Source organism: Mesorhizobium sp. M1182, assembly GCF_040318335.1.
Taxonomy (GTDB): domain Bacteria; phylum Pseudomonadota; class Alphaproteobacteria; order Rhizobiales; family Rhizobiaceae; genus Mesorhizobium.
The window spans coordinates 38,544-57,038 of sequence record NZ_JAMYMD010000007.1 but is presented as its reverse complement, the minus strand read 5'-3'; the positions used below and the strand labels follow the sequence as shown (position 1 = coordinate 57,038).

Sequence of the window (18,495 nt, the reverse complement as noted above, 5' to 3'; positions counted from 1 at the left end):
GGCTAGGCCATCTCGAGATTGGCTGTGTCCAAGGCGACATGGCCATCGAGGAAACGGATCGTGCGCTGCGCATAGCCGGCAACATCGGCTTCGTGCGTGACCATGGCGATAGTCAGCCCGAGCTCGCTGTTCAGCTGCATCAGGAGTTCCATGATCTCGTGCGTGCGTGCGGTGTCGAGATTGCCGGTCGGTTCGTCGGCGACGAGCAGCGTCGGCCTGGTGACGATGGCGCGGGCGATCGCCACGCGCTGCTGCTGGCCGCCGGACAGCTCGGCTGGCGTATGATGCTCGCGGCCGACAAGGCCGACCTCGGCAAGCGCCTGCATGGCAAGGCCGCGACGCTCGCGGGCACCAACGCCGCGGTAGATCAGCGGCAGTTCGACATTCTCCGCCGCCGTGGTGCGCGGCAAGAGGTTGTAGCCTTGGAAGACGAAGCCGACATAGAGGTTGCGCAGTACGGCGCGGCGATTGCGATCGAGACGGCCGGCGTCGATGCCTTCGAAGCTGTAGGTCCCAGCGGTCGGCGTGTCGAGGCAGCCAATGATGTTCATGGCCGTCGATTTGCCCGAACCGGACGGGCCCATAATGGCGACGAATTCGCCGCGCCTGATGGCGAGGTCGACGCCGGCCAGCGCATGCACCCGGGCTTCGCCCTGGCCATAGCTTTTCCAGACCTTGTCGAAGCCTATGAGGGTGGTCGCGCCCGATGCCACGATCAGCTCCGCTGCTGCGAGGCGGTAATGACTTGCGCGCCTTCCTCCAGGCCGGAGACGATCTCGGTCAGTTCTCCGTCTGTCGAGCCGACCCTGACGTTGACCGGATGCGGCCGCCCATTCTCCAGCACGTAGAGCGTGCGCGAGCCGTCGGTGGGCTTCGCCGCCGCCTGGTGCTGGCGGTTGCCGCCGGGGCGTCCCATGCGGCCGGTGAACAGGTCGGTGAGGCTCCAGCCGCGCTCCGCCGTCTGCGCCGGCCGGTAGCGGAAGGCGATCGATGGCACGGTGAGCACGTTCTTGGCCTGCTTGGTGACGACCGAGACGGTGGCTGTCATGCCGGGCCGCAACAGAAGCTCGCTATTGTCGACGTCGAGCCTTGCATCATAGGTAACGACACCGTCGGTGGTGACCGAGGCATAGGAAATGTCGCGGATTTCGGCGTCGAATGGCCGTTCGGGGAACGCGTCGACGGTGAAGCGCGCATGCTGGCCGGGTTTGACGGCGCCGATATCGGCCTCGTCGACCGCAGCCTTCAATTCCATGTTCTTCAAATCCGCGGCGATGACGAACAGCACCGGCGCCTGCAGCGAGGAGGCGACCGTCTGGCCGGGGTCGACCGAGCGCGTCAGTATGATGCCGTCGATCGGAGCGTAGATGGTACTCTTGGCAAGATCCGTCTGTTGCGCCTTGAGATCGGCATTGGCCATGGCGAGGTTGGCTTTGGCGATGTCAAGCGCCGCCTTCGAGCGGTCGCGGGTGGCGGTTGCCGCTTCGAGCGACTGGTCCGTCGCCATGCCGCGCTTGGTCAGTTGCGCCGCGCGCACCAGCGCCTTTTCGTTTTCGGCCAGGGTCACGGTGGCGTCCTCGACGCTCGCCGCCGCTGCCTTGGCGGAGGCCTGGGCGCGCTCGATCTGCACCTCCAGCTTTGCGGTGTCGAGCGCGGCCAGCACATCGCCCTTCTTCACCAGCTGGTTCTCGTTGACCGAAACCGAGCGGACGACGCCGGAGAGTTCGCTGGAAATATCGACCTGGGTGAGAGGCTGCAGCGCGCCGGTAGCCGAAACGGCGACGGTAAGGTCGGCCATGGCGGCCAGTGTCGTGGTATACTCGATCTTGGCGGGCGAGCCCGCATACCACTGGTAGCCGACGACACTCGCGGCGACGGCAAGCAGTGCGAACACTGCGTAACCCCAACCGCGACGGCGTTTTGTCTTCAGGCCCTGGTGGTCGAGCCCGAGCGCCGTCTCGATGGCGGAAGCGGATTCCGTCTTTGGCAGATTGACAATCTGGTCCACGCCGGACCCCTATGTTCAGTGATATCCCATCGGTGCACAAATCAGGCCTTATGGTTCAAAATTCAAATTAAATTTCGCTCATGTTTGGAATGAGGCAGAGGACTTACTGAGATGCAGCCGCGGAATTACTTGCTTTACGACGTATTCACCACCAACCGGCTGGCCGGCAATCCGCTGGCCGTGGTGCTCGACTGTGATGGGCTGGACGTTGCGACGATGCAGGCGGTGGCGCGCGAGTTCAACCTGTCCGAAACCGTCTTCGTGCTGCCGCCGGACAACCCGAAGCACCGGGCCCGCATCCGTATCTTCACGCCCGATTATGAAATGCCGTTCGCCGGCCACCCAACCGTCGGCTCGGCGATAGCGCTCGCCGAAATTGCGGGAGAGGCCGCCGGCATCTTCGTGCTCGAGGAGAATATTGGCCCGGTGCGCTGCGCTGTCAGCAAGCACGACGGTTCGACCTTTGCCGAGTTCGACCTGGCGAAACTGCCGGCGCAGCTGGCATTGTCGGCCGATCCCGAGGCGATCGGCGCGGCCCTTGGCCTTGGGCCGCACGAGATCGGCTTCGAGAACCACCGCGTTTCGTTCTGGTCGGCGGGCGTGCCCTACGTGACCATCCCCGTCGCCAATCTGGAGGCGGCCGCCCGGATCAGGCTGGACAACCAGGCCTGGTCGGAGCTCGCACCACGCAAGAGCGAATGGGCCTTCGCCAGCCCCTATGTCTATTGCCGCGAGACGGTGCATCACGACAGCGCCTTCCATGTCCGCATGATGGTGCCCGGCAATCCGTCCTACGAAGACCCGGCGACCGGCTCAGCGGCGGCCGCCTTCGCCGGCGCGATCATGCATTTCGACGGCCCGACGGACGGCGTTTCACAACTGTGGATCGAGCAGGGGCTGGAGATGGGCCGGCCTTCGCGCATTCGCCTCGAACTGAATGTCGAAGGCGGCAAACTGGCGGCCGCCCGCATCGGCGGCCATGCGGTGAAGGTGGCTGAAGGCAGGCTTTTTGTTTGACGGGCGCGGCACTTCGGCGATTTGTCGGGAAATGAATCCCGCGGGGCTGGACATGGCGGATATCGGCGGCTATATGCCCGCCAACGCCGGTTTTGCCGGCCGAGTGGGTGCGTAGCTCAGTTGGTAGAGCAGCTGACTCTTAATCAGCGGGTCCACAGTTCAATCCTGTGCGCACCCACCAAAAATCTCCAGGATTTGGTGGAAGGACCTTAACGAGCTGGGAACGCGAGACGGCGTTTTGCAGGTTTGCACGTATCAGCCAGCTGCGGTCGGCTCGCCCGACTATTGGATGGTGGGCCTCAGATAGGTCAGGATTGCTCGCGTTATGGCTATCACGCCGTCGACGGCATCGAAGTTTGTTTTGCTCTTGCCTGCGATCCATTCGAGTTCAGGATGCCTGGGCAGTCGAAGTGCATTGAATAGCGCCTCGCCCGAGAGACCGCCCAGTCCAAAGGATGTAGGTTCATCGTCTGCGTAGTAAGGAAAGTGAAAATCCAGCCGGATAGGCCCACCATATCCAAGCTTAAAGGTCATTATGACTGTAACATCGTGACCAAATCTGTTCTCAAAAATTCCGCAGAACCTAAGGTCCTTGGCATCATAGCTATGCCACTGCGTCGATAATCCCAAAGAATCCCCAAGCCCTGAGGGTATGCGCTTTCAGTTCTTTGCGATTGGGGAATTTTGCCTCTTCAGGATCGTAGGGAAGCGGTGGATCGATGTAGTCTGTCTCGGTTCGCCAATCTTCCGCGGCGCTGCGAAGATCTTCAAAAATCTGAACGATTCTCGGGTCTGTCTGCTCGCCAGAAAAGATTGAGATTCGCCATTGAGAAATCATCTCGCATAGCTCTTCGACCGTATGGCCCGATCGCTCTGCCCAATCCTCGGTGGCGAGTATCCACGGCGAATTGTATTTCAGCCCGGCAAAGGCGCCGCTCTTGCTGTCGAAATCTCTGATGATCCGAGCAAGAATATCGCGAAGCCCCTGTTTGGGGTCTCCGAAGATCTGTGAGCGTTTGTTCATCAACGCGATCCGCGCTTGGCTCCGCCTTACTTCTCCGACACGCCGGCCTCGGCGAAGCTTGCCATGCGGGCATGGCATTCGAGCGCCGAGCGGACGATGTTGACCGCCAGGCAAGCGCCTGAGCCTTCGCCGAGACGCATGCCGAGATCAAGCAGCGGCGGCAGACCGAGCGCTTCGAGCAGGCGGCGGTGGCCGGACTCGGCCGAGACATGAGCGGCCATGGTGTGGGCAAGGCCGGCAGGATGCAGCCCGGCCAAGGGTGCCGCGGCGGCGGTGCAGACGAAGCCGTCGAGCAGCACCGGCACGCCGAGATGGCGCGCCGCCAGTGTAGCGCCCAAGATCGCCGCAAGCTCGCGGCCGCCGAGGGCTGCCGCTACCTTCAGGGGATCGGCCAGCGCCGGGGCGTGGCGCTTCAGGCCGGCCTCGATGGCGATGATCTTGCGCTCGAGGCCGGCGTCGTCGACGCCGGTGCCGCGCCCGGACCATCTTTCCGCGCCGCCGCCGAACAGCGCGGTCGAGATGGCCGCCGCCGGCGTGGTGTTGCCGATGCCCATTTCACCGAAGCAGACAAGGTCGAGTTCCCTGCTGATCGCGTCGTAGCCGGCGGAGACAGCGGCGAGGAAGGCCTCGTCGTCCATTGCGGGCTCTTGCGTGAAGTCGCCGGTCGGACGGTCGAGGTCTAGCGGGATGACGTCCAGCTCCGCGCCGGCGACGCGGGCAAGTTGGTTGATGGCGGCGCCGCCGCCGGCGAAATTCGCCACCATCTGCACGGTGACCTCCGACGGGAAGGCCGACACGCCTTGCGCGGTGACGCCGTGATTGCCGGCGAAGACCAAGACCTTGACACGGTCGAGCTTTGGCATGTCGCGGCCCTGCCAGCGCGCCAGCCAGGCGACTATTGTCTCCAGCCGGCCAAGGCTGCCTTGCGGCTTGGTCAGCGTGTCCTGGCGGCGGGCGACGGCATTGGCCGCGGCGTCGCTGCCAATGGGCAGGTCGAGGCAGGCGGCGCGCAGTTCATCGAGCGATTTGAAAGGCATGGGGGCAAAATCTCCGAAACAGAGTCAGGAAAGGGAAATGGAAGCGACGAGCAGGATTGCGATCTCGCCGAGCTGCTGCAGGGCGCCGACGGTGTCGCCGGTCTGGCCGCCGATCTGGTTGAGGCAAAGCGCTCGAAACGCGGCAAACAAGAACGCAAGCAGGATGAGCGCGAACATGGCAGCACTGAACCCAAGCGCCAGCAGCGCGACGGCGCCGAGCACGGCACCGACACCCGCGGTTTCGGCGGTGACTAAGCCTGCATCAGCCGAGAGGCCGTCGGCGCGGGCCGGCGGCAGCAGGTGCATGAAGGCGCCGAGCAGGCCGCGCGAGCCCGCATGCGCGGCAATAAGGGCCCAGAAGACATGGGCCGGGCCGGCGAATCCAGAGAGCACGCTCCAGCGGATCAGCAGCGAGATGCCGAGCGCGCAGGCGCCGTAGGCACCGATGCGGCTGTCGCGCATGATCTCGAGTTTCCTGTCGCGCGTCTTGCCGCCGCCAAAGCCGTCGGCGACGTCCGAAAGCCCGTCTTCATGCAGGCAGCCGGTAGCGAGCAAGATCGCGGCAAGGGTCAATGCGGCAGCGGGAGCCGTGGCAAGGCCGAGCCTTGTGCCCACGGCGTAGACCAGCCCACCGACAACAGCAACGGCGAGGCCGGCAACGGGTGCAGCCCAGATCGCAGCGGCAAGGCTGCGGCCACGGAAGTCGGCTTGCGGCAGCGGCAGCCGGGTAAAGAAGACGAGGCAAAGCGCGATATCATCGAGAATTTGCTGTTGCGAGGGGATCTGGAGGTTGAGCATGATTCTATTCCGAAAACCGGCTACCACTTTTCGCTAACGCGGTCCTTCGGTTCGGGATCATGCTCTCGCCCCTCGCAATGGCATGGAAGAACGTGCCGCTGACATTGCCGCGCCGGTAGCCCGAGGCGCCGAGCGGATTTCCTTGACCGTCGGCGAGGTCGGCCAGCGGCTCGTCATTGCCGGTCGCAATCATCTGCGCGTAGTGGAATTCATGGCCGCGGATCAGCGTGCCTTGGCTGCCGAGCGGACAGCCGGACCGCAGCCGCGCCTCGCGGTAGCCGAGATTCATCTTGCGCTTGGCGAAGCTGGTCGAATGGCCGAGGAGGCCAAGCATCCGATGCGTCTCGCCCGACGCGTCCTCGAGCGCTTCGCCCAACACCATGAAGCCGCCGCACTCGCCGTGCACCGACCGCGTGGTGGCGAACCGAGCCATGCCGGCCCTGAAATTCGCCGCGGCCGCGAGGCGGCCGGCATGAAGCTCGGGATAGCCGCCGGGCAGCCAGCAGACATCGCAATCGTCGCCTGGCGCCTCATCGGTGAGCGGCGAGAAGGGAACGATCTCGGCGCCGGCCTTGCGCCAATGCGTGGCAACGTGCGGATAGAGGAAGGTGAAGGCGGCGTCCTCTGCCAGTGCGATGCGCTGGCCGGGCGGCGGCAGCGCGTCGTCGAAATTGCCTGGCGCGGGCGTGAATGGCGCCGCCAGCGCCATAATGGCGTCAAGGTCGAGCGAGCGCTCGACCATGTCGGCCAGCCGGTCGAGATGCGCCATCAGATTCTCATATTCGCCGGCCTGGACGAGGCCGAGATGGCGCTCGGGCAGGTTGAGCGAGGGATCGCGCAGGATGGCGCCGACGACAGGCAGGCCAAGTGCCTCGATGGCATCGCCGCATAGCCGGCGGTGGCGCTCGCTGCCCAGCCGGTTGAGCACGACCCCGGCCATGCGCACATCGGGGTCATAAATAGCAAAGCCCTTGGCGACGGCCGCCGCCGTGGTCGACTGTCCGGAGACGTCGAGCACCAGCAGCACCGGCAGGCCATAGAGCCGGGCGAGATCGGCGGCCGAGCCGGAACGGCCCGGAGCAGCAGGGATCCCGTCGAACAGGCCCATGGCGCTTTCGAGGAAGATGAAGTCGGCGTCCTCGGTCGCTTCGCCGGCCAGTGCGTTGAGCAGGGCGGGCGGCATTGCCCAGCTGTCGAGATTGACGCCGGACAACCCGGTGGCGGCGGTGTGGAAGCCGGGATCGATATAGTCCGGGCCGGATTTGGCGCCGCGCACTTTTAGGCCGCGCCGGGCAAGTGCGCGCAAAATGCCGATGGTGACGCTGGTCTTGCCCGAGCCCGAGCGCGGCGCGCCGATGATGATGGCGCGGGTCATGACTCACCCGCCAGTGCCGCGCGCATCCCGACGATCCCGCCGACGACGATCAGCGCCGGCGAGGTCAAGCCGGCTGCGGCCGTTTCCTCGGCAATCGTCGCGAGCGTGGCGACGACGATACGCTCCTGCGGCGTCGTCGCGGCAACGATGGCCGCGGCGGGCGTCGAAGATGGCAGGCCGCCCTCGAGCAGCGAAGCGGCGATCAGCGGCAGGTTGGCCATACCCATATAGATGACCACCGGCTGGCCGGTGCGAGCGATTGCCGCCCAGTCGAGATCATCATCGGTGCCGGCGGCATGGCCGGTCGCCAGGATCAGCGCCTTGTTGATGCCGCGCATGGTGCCGGGAATGCCGGTCGCGGCCAGCGCGCTGAGGCCGGACGTCAGGCCAGGCAGGATGCGGAACGGGATAGTTTCCCCGGCCAGCGCCAGCGCCTCTTCGCCGCCACGCCCGAAAATATAGGGGTCGCCGCCCTTCAGCCTGACGACGCGCCGGCCCGCGCGCGCCAGCCGGACCAGCAGAGCGGTTATGTCGTCCTGCTTCATCGACGGCTTGCCGCCGCGTTTGCCGGCATAGAACAGTTCCGCGCCCTCGGCGACGGCGACGACCGCGGGCGAGACCAGCGCGTCATAAACCAGCGCGTCGCACTGTCCGAGGGCGGCCAGCACTTCCAGCGTCAGGCAGCCGGGATCGCCAGGGCCGGCACCGGCTAGCCAGACGTGACCGGGCTCCAGCTGGCGCGGCTTGAAGTTCAGCCGGGTGAGCGCCTGCTCGACCGTAGTGTTTCTATTGCTGCCGCTCACAATCCGTCCCGTCCGCGAAAGCGCCGCTGGTAATGCGCGTCATACAGTGAACTTTCGCCAAAGCCTTCGGCCGCCAGCGAGCGGCCGACGAAGATGATTGCCGTGCGTTCCATCGGATCGGCGGCCAATTGCGCCTCGATGGTGGCCAGCGTGCCGGTCAGCACGCGCTCGTCCGGCCAGGAGGCACGGAAGACGACCGCGACCGGGCAGTCGGCGCCGTAATGCGGCGTCAGCTCGGCGACGACGCGGTCGATGGCGTGGATGGCAAGGTGGATGGCCAGCGTGGCGCCGGTGCGGCCGAAGCCGGCCAGCGTTTCGCCAGGCGGCATTTTCGAGGCGCGGCCGGAGATTCGGGTCAACACCAGGCTTTGCGCGACTTCTGGAATGGTCAGCTCGCGGCGCAGCGCTGCCGCCGCAGCGGCGAATGACGGCACGCCCGGCGTCAGCGTATAAGGAATGCCGTGCTTTTCCAGCCGGCGGATCTGCTCGGCAACGGCGCTCCACACCGAAAGATCGCCGGAATGCAGGCGGGCGACATCATTGCCGGCCGCGTGGGCGGCCAGATATTCGGCCTCGATCTCATCGAGCGACATCGGCGCGGTGTCGATCAACCTCGTTCCGGGCGCGCAGTGCTGTAACAGCTCCGGCGCGACGATCGATCCGGCATAGAGGCAGACGGGACAACTGCCGAGCAGTCGGCTGCCGCGCAAGGTGATGAGGTCGGCAGCACCGGGGCCGGCACCGATGAAGTGAACGGTCATGCCGCATCTCCGCTGATGGCGATGGCGCAGGTGACAGCGCCGAGCACCGTGCGCGGCCCGAGCAGTTTTGCGCCTTTGCCGGCGACGGCAAGCGCCGAGGCTTCGGAAACTGACGGCGTGCCGGCATGCTCCTGCGATAGGTCGGAACGGCTGGTCGTAGATGCGGCTTTGAGTTCGTCCTGCCCGACAACGATTACCGGAAGGCGGAGTTCGCGTCCGGCGTCGAAGATTGCCGCCTCATCCTGCTTGAGAGACGCGGTCGCGAGGGCCGAAAGCGCGGGCAGGGCAAGCCCGTGCGCCTCCAGCGCGGTTTCTACCGCGGCAAGCACGTCCGTTGCGCTGACGCCTTTGCGGCTGCCGATGCCCGCGACCATCATGGCTTGACCCAACTCCATTGGGTAACCGGCATAGCCGGCCGCCACGCCTGCATCGAACCGACCGGCGAAGCACGGGATATAGCAATGCGGGTGAGCTGACCGCCGTGCGCGGCGTGACGGGAAAGCAGCAGCGCCTCCATCTCCAGGGTCACCGCATTGGCGACGAGGCGGCCGCCGGCAGGCAAGGCATCCATGGCTCCCTCCAGCACGCCGGCATCGCTGCCGCCGCCGCCGATGAAGATCGCCGCGGGCGTCTCCAGCCCGGCAAGAGCTTGCGGTGCCGAACCTTCGACGACGGTGAGACCGGGAACGCCGCAAGCCGCGGCGTTGCGTCGGATGCGCGCGGCGCGGGCCGGATCGGCCTCAACGGCGATCGCGCGCATGGAAGGATGGGCCAGCATCCATTCGATGCCGATGGAGCCCGATCCGGCGCCGATGTCCCACAGCAGTTCGCCGCGCCTTGGCGCGAGAGCGGACAGGGTGACGGCGCGCACTTCGCGCTTGGTGATCTGGCCGTCATGCTCGAACAGATGATCGGCAAGTCCCGCTGTCAGCGGCACGATGCGCGCTTGCGAAGTCGATTCAACTTCGATCGCGAGCACGTTGAGTGGGTTGATCTTTTCGAGGTCGAAGGCGCCGGCGCTCGCCGAGCGCAGCCCTCCGTTCGGTCCGCCCAGCGCCTCCAGCACCGTCAGCCGCGAAGCGCCGAAGCCGAGCTCGGTCATAAGACGGGCAATCGCTGTTGGCGCATCGCTGTCCGAGGTCAGCGCGAGAATGCGGGTGCAAGGATGCAGCAACGGCCGGATCAGGTCGAGTGAGCGGCCGTGCAGCGAAATGGTCTCGACGTCCTGCAACGCCCAGGCCAGGCGTGAGGCGGCCAGCGAAAAGGCCGAGGGCGCGGGGATCACCCGCATATCCTCTGCCGCGACCTTGCGGGCGAGGGTGACTCCGACACCGTGGAAGAGGGGATCGCCGGAGGCCAGCACGCAGACGCGTCTGCCGGAGAGCGCCAGCACGCCGCGCATCTCGGCATCGAAAGGTGTCGGCCAGGCGCGCGCTTCACCTTTGGCGAGCGACGCGACGAGGGCAAGGTGGCGCTTGCCGCCGAAGACGAATTCGGCCTCCGCGATCAACCGCTTGGCCTCGTCGCCGAGAGCCGCTACACCGTCCTCGCCGATGCCGATGATCGTGAGCCACTTTGAGGTGAGCTTGGCGCCGCGCGGAGCTTCAGCAGGCATAATGACCCACCGCATACTGATCCTCGGCGGAACCACCGAAGCCCGGCAAATGGCCGGAAAGCTGGCCGCGCGCGCGGATATTTCGGTCATGCTGTCGCTGGCCGGCCGCACCGAAAACCCGGCCGCGCAGGGGGTGCCGGTGCGGGTCGGCGGCTTCGGCGGTGCCGGCGGGCTGGCGGCGTATCTCCGCCAGAACAAGATCGACCTGCTGATCGACGCCACGCATCCCTATGCGGCGCGAATCTCCGCCAATGCGGCGGAAGCAGCGCGCATGACCGGCGTGCCTATCGTTGCGCTCAGGCGTCCCGGATGGGAGGCGGTCGAAGGTGATCGCTGGATGTTGGTCGACACCGTTGCCAGCGCGGTGACGGCTTTGGGACCGGTGCCGCGCCGCGTGTTCCTGGCGCTCGGGCGACAGGAGGTCGCTGCCTTCAAGGCCGCTCCCCAGCATCATTATCTCATCCGCAGTGTCGACCCGGTCGAGCCCAGGCTCGCTGTGCCCGATGCGACCTATCTCTTGGCGCGCGGGCCGTTTCGGGAAGTCGACGAACATGCACTGCTTCTGCAACACCACATCGAAGTCGTTGTTTCCAAAAACAGCGGCGGCGAGGCGACCTACGGCAAGATCGCGGCGGCGCGAGCGCTGGGAATCGAGGTGGTGATGATCCGCAGGCCGGCGCTGCCGGACGTCACGTCGGCTGAGACCGTCGAATCTCTTGCCGCGATGGTCGATCATGTTCTGGTCGGTCATGTTCTTGGGCCCGCTGCCGAACGCGGCGTGTAGACCAGCGCGGCCTTGTCACCCCGCTTGATGATCCTGGTTTCCGGCGAGCCGATGATGATGCAGGTCGACATGTCGGCCTTCGCGGCATCGGCGTCGGCCAGCAGAAAAACCTCGATGCGCTCGTCGGGACGGCCGGCGGCACGGCCGAAGATCACCGGCGTGGTGCCGGGCAGGATCGCAGCAAGGCATTCGAAGGCGCGGCCTAGCTGCCATGGGCGCGCCTTGCTGATCGGGTTGTAGAGCGCGATTACGAAGCCAGCGCCGGCTGCCGCCAGCAGGCGTAGCTCGATCAGATCCCACGGCTTCAGATTGTCGGACAGGGAGATGGCGCAGAAATCATGGCCGAGCGGCGCGCCGATGCGGGCGGCGACGGCGAGCATGGCGGTGATACCGGGCACGATGGCGATGTCGACCGCGCGCCATTCGGGTGGGCCCGCCTCCATCGCCTCGCAGACGGCCGCGGCCATGGCGAAGACGCCGGGATCGCCGCCCGACACGACGGCGACATCGTGGCCTTCCGCAGCCTTGAGCAGCGCGTCCCTGGAGCGCGCGAGTTCCTCGCGATTGTCGGAAGCGACGCGAATCTGGTCGGGGCGCAGATCGAGCCGGTCGAGATAGGGTTTATAGCCGTAGAAGAATTTTGCCTCGGCAACGGCGCGGGTTGCCTCCGGCGTCACCTGGTCGGCGTTGCCGGGCCCGAGGCCGATGACAGTGAGGCGGCCGCTCATGCTTCGGCTTTCAATGCGCTTGGCCGGCCCGACCAGCCGGCCACCAGCACGATGGCGAAATAAGGCGCCTGGTCGTCCTTTTTATCGGCCAGCCGCATCGAGACGCCGCCCGGCATGGTGCCGCGCTCGACATAGATGGCCCGCGCCAGCTTGTCGGTTGCCTCCAGCGCGCGCCTGATCTTGGGCAGGTTGCGGCCGACCTTCATGATCACCGCAGCGTCGGTATCGGCGAGGCGACGCGTCAGCTCGAATTCGCTCATGGTGCCCGGCAGCACCGTCAGCACGTCGTCACCCTGGACGATAGGCAGGCCGGTCGCCGACCAGCAGCCGGACATGGCGGTGACGCCGGGAATGACTTCGCTCGGAAAGCGGTGCGCCAGCCGGACATGAAGATGCATGTAGGAGCCGTAGAAAAGCGGGTCGCCTTCCGAAAGCACAGCGACCATCCTGCCGGCGCTGAGGTGCGCGGCGACCTTTTCGGCCGATTGCTCGTAGAAATCGGTTATCTGCGAGCGGTAATCGCTGTGGTCCTTGTCGATCTCGGTCGTCACCGGGTAGAGCAGCGGCAGTTCGATCAGATCAGGGCGAAAATGCGCGCCGACAATGGCGCGCGCATTGCTGTTGTTGCCGCGCTTGGCGAAATGCGCGACGACATCGGCCTCGGCGAGCGCGCGCGCTGCCTTCAGCGTCAAGAGTTCCGGGTCGCCGGGTCCGGTGCCGACGCCGACAAGCCTGCCTTTTGCAATCGTATTCATAGGCCCGGCCTCGCCAATGCATTGAGTGCGGCGGCGGTCATGGCGCTGCCGCCCAGCCGGCCGCGCACGATGGCGTAAGGCACGCCATAGGAATTTTCGGCCAGCGCATCCTTCGATTCGGCGGCACCGACAAACCCGACCGGCATGCCGATGATCGCCGCCGGCTTCGGCGCGCCGTCGCGCAGCTTTTCCAGCAGATAGAAAAGGGCTGTCGGCGCATTGCCGATGGCGACGACCGAACCGGCCATGCGCTCGCCCCACAGGTCGATCGCGGCGGCCGAGCGGGTGTTGCCGATCTTTTTCGCGATGTCGGCGGTCCGCGGATCGCGCAGCGTGCAGATCACCTCATTGCCGGCCGGCAGCCGGGCGCGCGTGACGCCATGCGAGACCATCTGCGCATCGCAGAAGATCGGCGCGCCGGCCGCCAGCGCCGTGCGCGCGGCGGCGACGAAATCGCTCGAGAAAACGAAGTGCCTGCAAGCATCGACCTGGCCGCAGGCGTGGATCATGCGGATAGCGATTTCGGCCTCGGCTTCGGAAAAGCGCGAAAGGTCGGCCTCGGCGCGGATAATGGCGAAGGAGCGCTCGTAGATCGCCGTGCCATCATGGATGTAGTCGTAGGCGTTCTGGGCGGGCATGCTCATTCCTGTCGGTAGATTTCGGTGATGCCGGCCGCGCCGAGCCTTGCCAGGCAGGCGGCAGCAGTCTCGCCGGAATGTCGTGCGCTGCGGATCGCCGCTGCAACGCGGCCGATGCCGTGCGCGGCGTCGTAGCCCGGCCTGTATCCGGCGGGCAATGCCTTTGCCGTCCCGTCCACGACAAGTCCGGCTCCGTTTTCGCCACCGACCAGGGTCAGCGCCGCCGGACCGGGATGGGCACAGCCCTTGGCGCAGCCGGAGATGTGCAGCGTCAGCGAGGAATCAAGGATGTCGCGGTTTTCTGTAGCGATGATCTCGGCGATGTCGCGGGTGGCGATCCGGCCGGAGGCGCAGGCGGGTGCGCCGGGGCAGGTGGCGATCCTGGTGCGCGGATCGGCTCCGTCGGTGACAAAGCCGAGGGCTGCGGCGGTTTTCTGGAGTGAAAGACATGCGGCTGGGGAGAGGCCAAGCAAAAGCAGCGCGCGACCCGGCGCCAGGCGGATTTCGGTGGTGCCGAGGGTGAGGGCGTATTGGGTGAGATTGATAAGTTTTTGCGCTGGTATGCTGCCGAACGGCAGACCGATGCCGAGGGAGGTACTGCCGGCTGCCAGATCGAAAACTCCGATGGGCCGGCGATCCTTCGCGCCCCCCTCTGTCCTGCCGGACATCTCCCCCTCTAGGGGGGAGATTGCGCCTTCGTCTCCGATTTCGCCAATCGCCGAAGGTGCTGGGGGGAAGCCGCCGGCGAAGCTGCCGATCTCCCCCCTTGTGGGGGAGATGTCCGGCAGGACAGAGGGGGGCGCGACGGATCGCCAACTTGCGAGAGATCTCAGCTGCCTCGCCGTCAAATCCCGCGCATGGGCATCGCGGCCCTTTTCGGCAACCATCCTGAGAATGGCGACGGCGATGTCACAAGCCGCATCTTCCTCGGACATCGCCAGCGGCGTGGCACCCTGCGCATCTCCGGCGAGCGATACCCGCCACTTAATTCCGTCGGCGGCCCGCACCCCGACCAGCCTGACATCGGCCGTAACCGCATCCATCGTCAGTTGCCCGCGGCCGTCAACAATCACCGACACCTTCGGGCCAAGGCGTTGCGTAACACCGGCGTCCTCAATTGCCGCCCGAATCCGCTGCGCCATTGGGCGCGGGTCGGCTATCTCCTCCTGGTCGAGCCCGGCCAGCGGGCCGGTCTCGACCGGCACGCCGGTGCGCACCGCGATGCCGAGCACATCGACCTCCATCGCCAGCAGCCGCGCGCTTGCCGGCGTCAGGCCGCGGATCTGCAGGCTGCCGCGGGCGGTCACTTCCATGATACCGTTGCCATGGCGCAAGGCGGATTCGCAGAGTCCGATCCACGATTTCGGCAACAGTCCTCCAGCGACCGGATTGAGCCGCACCAGCAGCCCGTCGCCGGTCTGCATCGGCGCGGACAAGGCAGGGCAGGCGCCACGGAGCGAGAAAGCGTTCATGCCGCCACTCCCAGCGCTTGCGCTTCGGCAATCAGTGCGGCGAGATCGCCATCGATCGAATTGCGCAGCGGATGCCAGAGCCCGCGCCGCCGTGCCGACAGCAAACGCTCGGCGATCACCTTCGCCGCCGCCGGGTTCTCGCGCAGGATGAAGGCGCGCACCACGGGGTCGCCAAGATAGGCGTCGTGCACCGCCTCGATCAGCGTGCCCGATATGGCATGGGTAGTCTCGGCAAAGCCGACCAGCCGGTCGACCGTCTCGGCGAATTCCGAGGCGCCGCGCGGCCCGTGCCGCAGCTGGCCGGCGATGAAGCGCGGGTTGACCGCGCGGGCGCGAACTACCCGGGATACGGCCTCACTGATCGAGCGCGGCTTCGGCTTTTGCGGGTCCGTGGTGTCGAGCACGATCACGTCGGCGTTCTTGCCGAGCGCGGCAAGCGCTGCCGAAAAGCCGCCGATGAAGGCGACGTCGGCCGAGCCTTCGAGGATGTCGCGGCCGGGGTCGTCGCCGGTATGAACCAGAAGGTCGGCCTCGGCGAGGCGATCCTCGAACGCGCCGGGCGCCGAAATGCCTTTGCCCTCGGAGCCGCCATAGGCGTGCGAGGTGGCGGCGAGATAGGTGCGGCCGATCTCTTCGCGCGCGGCCCAGTCGCCGCTCGACAACAAGTCCTCGACGCCCGCGCCGTAAGTGCCCGGCGAGGTGCCGAAAATGCGCGGGCTGATCTTGCCGTCGATGCGGGTCCTAGCGGCGAGCGGGTTTTCCGAATCATCCTCGTCGCGGGTCGCCACCGCGTTGGCCGCGGCGTCGATCAGCGCGATCTGGGTCGGGAACATGTCGCGGAACAGGCCCGATATGCGCCAGATGACATCGATGCGCGGACGGCCGAGTGTTGCCGGCGGCAGCACATCTATGCCGGTGATGCGGCCGGTGGCGGAATCCCATTGCGGCCGGCAGCCCATCAGCGCCAGGCCTTGCGCGATCTCCTCACCGCCGGTGCGCAGCGAGGCCGAGCCCCACAGGTCGATGACCAGCGAGCGCGGCCAGTCGCCATGCGATTGCATGTAGCTGCGGACCACTTCTTCCGCTGCCACCTTGCCCAGATCATAGGCGGTCGGCGTCGGCATGGTGCGCGGGTCGGCGGTAAACAAATTGCGGCCGGTGGGCAGCACATCGCTCCGGCCACGCGCCGGCGCACCGGCCGGACCGGCAGCGACGTGGCGGCCGTCGAGGGCGGCAAGCAGCGCGGTTTTTTCAGCTGCCGCGCTTTGCCGCCGCAACGGATCAGCCTCGCCTTCCGGCGAGCGGCCGTAAATGTGCAGGCCGTCCTTGATGGCGAAATCCTTGAGATCGCAGAGCCAGGCGTCGATGCGGCGCAGCGCTTCGTCGGGGACGTCGGTTTGGGCAACCCCGGCTTCCGAGGCGAGGCCGGTCTTTTCCGCCGTCTCGACGATCAGCTTCGCCAGGCGGTCGCGGCGGCGGCGGTCGAGCCCGTCGGCCTGGGCATATTCGTCAACCAGTCGTTCAAGCCGGTGCTGGTTTTCGTCCAGCCCGGCGCCGGTCAGCGGCGGCGGCAGATGGCCGAGCGTGACGGCGGCAATGCGCCGCTTGGCCTGCGCTGCCTCTCCCGGGTTGGAGACGATGAAGGGATAGATGACGGGCAGGGGACCGGTGACTATCTCGGGAAAGCAGTTTTTGCTGAGCGCCACGGTCTTGCCGGGCAGCCACTCCAGCGTGCCATGGGCGCCGACATGGACAATTGCATGGATGCCGAGCGACTTGCGCAGCCAGAGCCCAAAGGCGACCAGCGCATGGCGCGGCGGCAGCGTCGGGTCGTGATAGTCGGCGCGGCGGTCGGCTGAGCGCCCGCGGTCAGGGGCGAGTGCCACGGTGACGTTGCCGAAGGTGGCTGTGCGGAAGGCGAATTGTTTTTCGCTGACCAGCAGCGAAGGTTGGCGTTCTGTCGCGCCCCCCTCTGTCCTGCCGGACATCTCCCCCTCAAGGGGGGAGATTGCGCTGTTGTCTCTACTTTCGCCAATTACCGAGGGCCTTAAGGGAGAGCCGGTGGCGGAACTGCTAATCTCCCCCCTTGAGGGGGAGATGTCCGGCAGGACAGAGGGGGGTGCCTCGCACAAACCTGTCTCATCTTCTGGATTTCCCCATGCGGCTTCCACCGCAGCGATGGCCGACGGCGGCAATTCCGTCGAGAAGGTCAAATACTCCTTCAATGCCAGCCCTTGGCTGTCCTTTTCCAACGCATCCAGCAACTCGCGCGGCGTTTGTGGAATGCTTTCAACGGCGTAGCCCTGTTCGCTGAGGTCGCGCAGCATTGCCAGCACGCTGGACGGCACGTCGAGACCAACCGCGTAGCCGGTGCGACCGGGGGCGCTCGGATAGTCGGGGATCAGGATGGCGAGCTTGCGCTCCGCACGCGGCGTCCGCTGCAGGCGCACGAAGGCCTCGACACGGTTCGCCACTTGCGCCACGCGGTCGGGCTCAGGCCGGTTGGCGAAGGCGCGGAAGGCCAGCGCCGGGTCGGTTTCGCTTTCGCCCTTGAATGAAATGGCGCCGGCCAGGATGCGGCCGTCGAGCTCGGGCAGGACGACATGCATGGCAAGGTCGGCGGGCGCCAGGCCGCGCTGATTGGTTTGCCAGATGTCGCGGCGGGTGGTTGCGACGATGACCTGGAACACCGGCACGCCGGCGCGGTCGAACAGGGTTTCAACGCCGGGCTCGGCACCCGAGGCGAAAGCTGTGGCGGTGATGATGGCGGCAGGCTTCAGGGTTGCGAGCGCGGTTTCGACAAAGGCGAGCGACGCCGGGTCCTTGAGGCTGGAGACGAACATAGGCACGGGAACCATGCCGCGGTGGCGCAGGGCTTCGAAAAGCGCGTCGATGGGCGCGACATCGGCCGCGAGCAGCATCGAACGGTAGAAGAGAATTGGCACGACGTCCCCCTCCCCCTCGAGGGGAGGGTGGCCCGCACGGCCGGGTGGGGTCGTCACGGCAGTGGTCGACGTTTTGTGTAGGCGCGCTTCGGAGAGGATCCCGCCCCCGGCCTGCGGCCGGACCCTCCTCTCGAGGAGGAGGGGGACGCCGCGTTCTGCGACCCCCAGTCCCGGCTCGTAAAATCCCGCCTTTGGCACGCTGACAGGTTCGGCTACAGCCGCACCCGATCCAGCGAGACTTGCCAGCCTCTGCACCAGCGCCGTCATATTTGCCGGTCCGCCCTCGCGGAAATAGCCAAGCAGGCCGTCCAACTCCTCGCGCGGCAGCGTCGAGCCTTCGATCAGCCGCAAATCCTCGTCGTGGCTCTCGCCCGGCAGCAGCGCCAGCTTGATACCGCGATTTCGCGCGATAGCGGCGAGCTGGTCGCAGCCATAGCGCCACCAGTCATAGCCGCCGAGGATGCGGACCAGAATGACCTTGGCGTGGCGGGCGACGCTGTCGATCCACAGGTCGACGGACATCGGATGGCGCAGGTCGCGCAAGGCGGCGAGCCGCATCGACGGCAGGCGGTGCGCATCTGCCCTCCACGCCGCCGCCAGCCCGGCCAGGTCGCTGTCGGTGAAGGACAGCGCCACGACATCCGCAGGCGTTTGCCTGAGATCGACAGGCTCGGCGAGATCGTCGAGCGAGGCGGATGTGGTGGTGAGGATGTGCATCGCGGCTCGTACCTGGGG

At 66.4% G+C, this 18,495-nt stretch carries 18 protein-coding genes and 1 tRNA gene; 3 read left to right on the top strand and 16 right to left on the bottom strand.

Annotated elements, in window-relative coordinates:
- Positions 1-2: 2 nt before the first annotated feature.
- The gene (locus NKH33_RS11090; RefSeq protein ID WP_352470209.1) at positions 3-713 is read right to left on the bottom strand and encodes an ABC transporter ATP-binding protein; all 711 of its coding nucleotides are present in this window, start codon (positions 711-713) and stop codon (positions 3-5) included.
- A 2-nt stretch (positions 714-715) separates the two neighbouring features.
- Positions 716-2,008 (bottom strand): efflux RND transporter periplasmic adaptor subunit, encoded by a 1,293-nt coding sequence (locus NKH33_RS11085; RefSeq protein WP_352539596.1) that lies wholly within the window; start codon positions 2,006-2,008, stop codon positions 716-718.
- A 111-nt stretch (positions 2,009-2,119) separates the two neighbouring features.
- Between NKH33_RS11085 and NKH33_RS11080 the strand changes: the two genes are divergently transcribed.
- Entirely contained in the window at positions 2,120-3,025 is a 906-nt protein-coding gene (locus NKH33_RS11080; protein WP_352681705.1) for a PhzF family phenazine biosynthesis protein, read from the top strand.
- A gap of 105 nt (positions 3,026-3,130) precedes the next feature.
- Positions 3,131-3,206 (top strand) — tRNA-Lys (locus NKH33_RS11075).
- 101 nt (positions 3,207-3,307) lie between these two features.
- Here NKH33_RS11075 and NKH33_RS11070 read toward each other — a convergent pair.
- The 9 genes from NKH33_RS11070 to cbiE all read right to left on the bottom strand — a co-directional run bounded on the left by NKH33_RS11070 (position 3,308) and on the right by cbiE (position 10,438).
- Positions 3,308-3,559 (bottom strand): hypothetical protein, encoded by a 252-nt coding sequence (locus tag NKH33_RS11070; RefSeq protein WP_352681703.1) that lies wholly within the window; start codon positions 3,557-3,559, stop codon positions 3,308-3,310.
- A 70-nt stretch (positions 3,560-3,629) separates the two neighbouring features.
- Positions 3,630-4,049 carry a hypothetical protein gene (locus tag NKH33_RS11065; RefSeq protein ID WP_352831137.1) on the bottom strand — a complete coding sequence of 140 codons (420 nt, stop codon included), beginning with the start codon at positions 4,047-4,049 and terminating at the stop codon, positions 3,630-3,632.
- A gap of 26 nt (positions 4,050-4,075) precedes the next feature.
- Entirely contained in the window at positions 4,076-5,086 is a 1,011-nt protein-coding gene (gene cobT, locus NKH33_RS11060) for a nicotinate-nucleotide--dimethylbenzimidazole phosphoribosyltransferase (RefSeq protein WP_352919461.1), read from the bottom strand.
- A gap of 24 nt (positions 5,087-5,110) precedes the next feature.
- Positions 5,111-5,884 carry an adenosylcobinamide-GDP ribazoletransferase gene (locus tag NKH33_RS11055; protein WP_352919458.1) on the bottom strand — a complete coding sequence of 258 codons (774 nt, stop codon included), beginning with the start codon at positions 5,882-5,884 and terminating at the stop codon, positions 5,111-5,113.
- Between the two features lie 4 nt (positions 5,885-5,888).
- Positions 5,889-7,259 carry a cobyrinic acid a,c-diamide synthase CobB gene (locus NKH33_RS11050; RefSeq protein WP_352919455.1) on the bottom strand — a complete coding sequence of 457 codons (1,371 nt, stop codon included), beginning with the start codon at positions 7,257-7,259 and terminating at the stop codon, positions 5,889-5,891.
- Positions 7,256-8,062, bottom strand: a complete 807-nt coding sequence (cobA, locus tag NKH33_RS11045) for a uroporphyrinogen-III C-methyltransferase (protein WP_352919452.1) — start codon at positions 8,060-8,062, stop codon at positions 7,256-7,258. Before cobA ends, NKH33_RS11050 begins: the two co-directional genes overlap by 4 nt.
- Entirely contained in the window at positions 8,059-8,823 is a 765-nt protein-coding gene (gene cobM / locus NKH33_RS11040; RefSeq protein WP_352470218.1) for a precorrin-4 C(11)-methyltransferase, read from the bottom strand. The genes cobA and cobM overlap by 4 nt, the downstream gene beginning before the upstream one ends.
- Complete coding sequence (locus NKH33_RS11035; RefSeq protein WP_352919449.1) at positions 8,820-9,200, bottom strand: cobalamin biosynthesis protein; 381 nt, start codon at positions 9,198-9,200, stop codon at positions 8,820-8,822. The genes cobM and NKH33_RS11035 overlap by 4 nt, the downstream gene beginning before the upstream one ends.
- Positions 9,197-10,438, bottom strand: a complete 1,242-nt coding sequence (gene cbiE / locus NKH33_RS11030; RefSeq protein ID WP_352919446.1) for a precorrin-6y C5,15-methyltransferase (decarboxylating) subunit CbiE — start codon at positions 10,436-10,438, stop codon at positions 9,197-9,199. Before cbiE ends, NKH33_RS11035 begins: the two co-directional genes overlap by 4 nt.
- Before the next feature lies 1 nt (position 10,439).
- Between cbiE and NKH33_RS11025 the strand changes: the two genes are divergently transcribed.
- The gene (locus NKH33_RS11025) at positions 10,440-11,222 is read left to right on the top strand and encodes a cobalt-precorrin-6A reductase (RefSeq protein ID WP_352919443.1); all 783 of its coding nucleotides are present in this window, start codon (positions 10,440-10,442) and stop codon (positions 11,220-11,222) included.
- Here NKH33_RS11025 and NKH33_RS11020 read toward each other — a convergent pair.
- From NKH33_RS11020 to NKH33_RS11000, 5 genes are read right to left on the bottom strand one after another with little or no spacing between them, the layout of a single operon-like run.
- Positions 11,186-11,950: a precorrin-3B C(17)-methyltransferase gene (locus tag NKH33_RS11020; RefSeq protein WP_352919440.1), complete on the bottom strand. Its 765-nt coding sequence runs from the start codon at positions 11,948-11,950 to the stop codon at positions 11,186-11,188. The two genes, NKH33_RS11025 and NKH33_RS11020, sit on opposite strands and share 37 nt — an antisense overlap.
- Complete coding sequence (locus NKH33_RS11015) at positions 11,947-12,705, bottom strand: precorrin-2 C(20)-methyltransferase (RefSeq protein ID WP_352817140.1); 759 nt, start codon at positions 12,703-12,705, stop codon at positions 11,947-11,949. The genes NKH33_RS11020 and NKH33_RS11015 overlap by 4 nt, the downstream gene beginning before the upstream one ends.
- A complete protein-coding gene (locus NKH33_RS11010) occupies positions 12,702-13,349 on the bottom strand; it encodes a precorrin-8X methylmutase (protein ID WP_502893717.1) in 648 nt (215 codons plus the stop codon). Before NKH33_RS11010 ends, NKH33_RS11015 begins: the two co-directional genes overlap by 4 nt.
- Positions 13,346-14,815, bottom strand: coding sequence for a precorrin-3B synthase (gene cobG, locus NKH33_RS11005; protein ID WP_352919437.1), 1,470 nt, complete (start codon positions 14,813-14,815; stop codon positions 13,346-13,348). The genes NKH33_RS11010 and cobG overlap by 4 nt, the downstream gene beginning before the upstream one ends.
- On the bottom strand, positions 14,812-18,477 hold the full coding sequence (locus NKH33_RS11000) for a cobaltochelatase subunit CobN (protein ID WP_352919434.1): 3,666 nt from the start codon (positions 18,475-18,477) through the stop codon (positions 14,812-14,814). Before NKH33_RS11000 ends, cobG begins: the two co-directional genes overlap by 4 nt.
- Positions 18,478-18,495 lie beyond the last annotated feature (18 nt).